Here is a 3410-nt window from a genome sequence, read left to right as displayed (position 1 = left end):
CTGGTATTGTTGCAAAAGACCCTGCTCAACATCGAAGGCCTCGGCCGCCAACTGTATCCCGACCTCGACCTGTGGACCACGGCCAAGCCCTTCCTTGAACGCTGGATGAATGAACACGTCGGCTGGCGCGGACTGGCAAAATCCATGCGCCGCAACGCCCCGCTCATGGCGGAAAAGCTACCGGAACTCCCCCTGCTCATGCACGAAGTACTCGACAAGGCCCGCAACGGCAAGCTCGAGGTCGTATGGAAGTCAGAAGAATTGACCCGGCTTCGGCATGACATGCGCCAGAACAACCGCCGCCTCCTTGCCGGCATAACCGGTGCCGCCCTGATCATCGCCGCTGCCATCCTGATGCAGTCCGCTGACCCACTAATAAGTTATGTCAGTGCCGGGCTTGGTGCGGCGATATTGCTCATGACGTTGGCGAAATAGAAAAATATTTTAACCGTAAATAAAGTCACTACGCCATTTTGATCTGCGCAATCATGCTTTGTTTTCCGGTAATAAACGCAAAGCACGCAAAGACGCAGAGGCCGCAAAGGATTGATTAATAAAAAACATCTTCAGGCCAGAAGACCCGAACACCTTGTTCCAAAGCTACTTCATGCTGGCAGATCAACAACTGTTACCCTGTTACGACCGCCATTCTTGCTGATGTACATGGCCTTATCAGCTGTGCGTATGATGTTACGTTTTGTGATTTCACTTCCATAGGAATCGTAACTGACTACACCTATGCTGATAGTGATTCCGAGCTCCCCCGCATCAGTTGCAATCCTCGTTGAAGCGACATCAGAACGCAGACGCTCAGCCATAATAGATGCCTCCTCTTTATCTGTCTCCGGTAGTATCAGCATGAACTCTTCGACACCATAGCGTGCGGCCATATCCTCTTTACGTGCACTGCGTTGCACCACCCTGGCGATGTTTTGTAGCATGTCATCGCCTGCCAGGTGGCCGTATGTATCATTGATGTGTTTAAAGTGATCGAGATCAAACATCAGGATCGACAGGGGACGCTTGTGGCGCTGGGCGCGAGATAGTTCACGGTCCAGCAATTCCTGCATGTAGGTATGGTTGTACAGTCCGGTTAGCCCATCGCGGTGTGACTGTTCAAACAGTTGTTGCTCCTTCAGGAGAGTGCGGATGATGGGCTGCAGGACGACCATGGTCAGCACAAACAACAATATCGCGACACCGACGATCACGCTCAGCAGTAGCATAAGTTGCCGATTGATGTCGGCAAAGAAGAGCTCCTCATTGACCACTGTGTAAAGCAGCCAACCATTGTTTTTCATCTCCTTCGAGATGATGAGATAGCCACCTTGCGTGGCACCAGTCTTGATAAAGTTCTCGAGTACGCCACGGGCAGGTAATTCATTCTGCTTGCCGGGCCAGTAGATGATGCTACCATCGCTGGCCACACCGGCAGTTATCACCGTGTTATCATAACCCTGTGGATCATCGATGATCTGCTGAATGGCATCCTCCTTCATGATCAGAATATCAGCACCGACGCGCCTGCCATCCCGATCCACGATGGGTGTGCAATAGAGTAGCCGCCGCTTGTCCCCGATCTGCGTTGGACTCAGCATTCTGATTGCTTCAAGTTTCGCAAGAACACAGCGTTCTGCGATTCCTTCGGGCAGTTGCTGCCCCACATTAAATAACAACTTGCCAGCCGGGTCGAAACGGGCAATGCCCGCGATATCGTCATTAGCGCGCAGGGCGTCTCCGAGTTTGGGTACACTAAAGGCCACCAGTTCTTCCCGGCTCACCTCGCCGCGCAGGTAGGCTGCCTGCTTCTTGCGGATGGCAGTACGGCTGGCGCTCTGCCGGGACAAGTCATAGTGCTTATTGATCACACTCTGGATCAACCATAGATTGGAGTGGAGGAAATGCTCCATTTCAAAGGCATGCTCGAAGTGCAGGCGATCGGAGAGTGGCTTGAAGCCGAATAGGTAGAAGCTACCGGTCAGCAGCAACAGGCTCAGGCCGGCAACCAGATAGATTTTACCGATGGCGCCCCGGTGCTTCCTCAGCATGTCTACATCCCTTGGTATTAACTAATAAAATAGTAAATAAATGCACACCTGAACGTATAACAACTCACGAAGCACCCTGTCGCAGCTTGCGTGGCGGGGCAAGTTATCCAGCTAAAAGATCCTGATAAACCTTCTCAACCCACTTTAACTGATTGATGCATGTTCGCAGTTCGAATAATCATATTCAATGCATAATTACTCGTATTAACTGTGGTAAATAACGGGATTGATTGAGTTATGACTGGTTACACACGGACGTCTGCAACAGATCGGCTCCAGAGGGCGTTCATAATTCTGTGTCAATAAAAGGGGTCTATGACAAACGATAATTATTCGTATTACCCTTTGTCACCGACCCCTTTTATTCGGCTAATATGCTTGCTGTTCGATTGTCTTCCGAGCTTCAGGACAACAGACTTCAACAATGTTCTTGCTCGGCGTGTGAAAGAGTATGGTTCTTCCGCCTCTTTGCTCCTTGGGGCCTGCAATGACTGGCAAATCAGATTCGTTAATCTTCTTCACCCAGTCATCAAACTCTGCCTCAGACACACTAAAAGCCAGGTGCGCCATTGTGAATGCTGAACCATCGTAATCAGGATTCTCTATCAGGCCAATCACCACTCCCTCTTTCGAGCCGACATACGCCTGTCGAGGCGACTCCCATTTCTGAAGAAGTTGAAGCCCAAGAAATCCGACGAAAAACTGGATCTCTTTTTCCAGGGAAACGGCATTAACCGCTACGTGATCGATATTCATGAACATTACTCTTCTGCCGAACGTATAAGCTCACCCGACACGTAAGCTGCTTATAGTAGTTTCGTACCCAATGGCACTGGCTTATCTGGAACACAAAGCGCCACCTCACCTTTGTCATTATGGAACCCAGTAACCAGACACTCCGACATCAATGGGCCAATTTGCTTCTTTGGGAAATTCACCACTGCTACCACCAACTTCCCGACCAATTCCTCAGGCTTATAGAGGTGAGTGATCTGAGCACTCGACTTCCTCAAGCCTATCTCCTCGCCAAAATCTACTTGCAACATATATGCTGGCTTACGCGCTTCGAGAAAAACCTCCGCACTTAGCACACGCCCAACACGTAATTCTACTTTTGTGAAGTCATCCCAAGAGATGGTTTGCACTACTTTCTCCTATTACAACGTTTAAATTGAGTAGTCTTGGGGGAGGTTCACTACGTCCCCTTTTTGCTAACGAGCGCCTTGTTATGCATCGTTTTTTCGAGTTTCCAAGCTATTTTCTACTTGCTCAGGCATAAACATTCTTGCCTCGTCAGAAAAATTCATGGGTAGTTTTCGGGGCAGGTAGCGCTCCAAGCGCGTGATATAAGGCGATTTCAGT

Annotated in this window: 3 protein-coding genes and 1 pseudogene; 1 reads left to right on the top strand and 3 read right to left on the bottom strand. The window is 49.8% G+C overall.

The window, feature by feature from the left end; translation table 11 throughout:
• Positions 1 to 435: pseudogene (locus RQ738_RS13395) on the top strand (ubiquinone biosynthesis regulatory protein kinase UbiB); the annotation flags it as partial.
• Positions 436 to 605: 170 nt separating this feature from the next.
• Here the strand turns inward: RQ738_RS13395 and RQ738_RS13390 are convergent.
• The 3 genes from RQ738_RS13390 to RQ738_RS13380 all read right to left on the bottom strand — a co-directional run bounded on the left by RQ738_RS13390 (position 606) and on the right by RQ738_RS13380 (position 3193).
• A complete protein-coding gene (locus tag RQ738_RS13390; RefSeq protein ID WP_314165812.1) occupies positions 606 to 2048 on the bottom strand; it encodes a GGDEF domain-containing protein in 1443 nt (480 codons plus the stop codon).
• A 369-nt stretch (positions 2049 to 2417) separates the two neighbouring features.
• On the bottom strand, positions 2418 to 2804 hold the full coding sequence (locus RQ738_RS13385; protein ID WP_314165810.1) for a VOC family protein: 387 nt from the start codon (positions 2802 to 2804) through the stop codon (positions 2418 to 2420).
• Positions 2805 to 2854: 50 nt separating this feature from the next.
• On the bottom strand, positions 2855 to 3193 hold the full coding sequence (locus RQ738_RS13380) for a tRNA-binding protein (RefSeq protein ID WP_314165809.1): 339 nt from the start codon (positions 3191 to 3193) through the stop codon (positions 2855 to 2857).
• Between the last annotated feature and the right edge of the window lie 217 nt (positions 3194 to 3410).

This window comes from Sulfuriflexus sp., from assembly GCF_032250955.1.
Classification (GTDB): Bacteria; Pseudomonadota; Gammaproteobacteria; order AKS1; family AKS1; genus Sulfuriflexus.
This window is presented reverse-complemented; position numbering and strand designations above follow the sequence as displayed.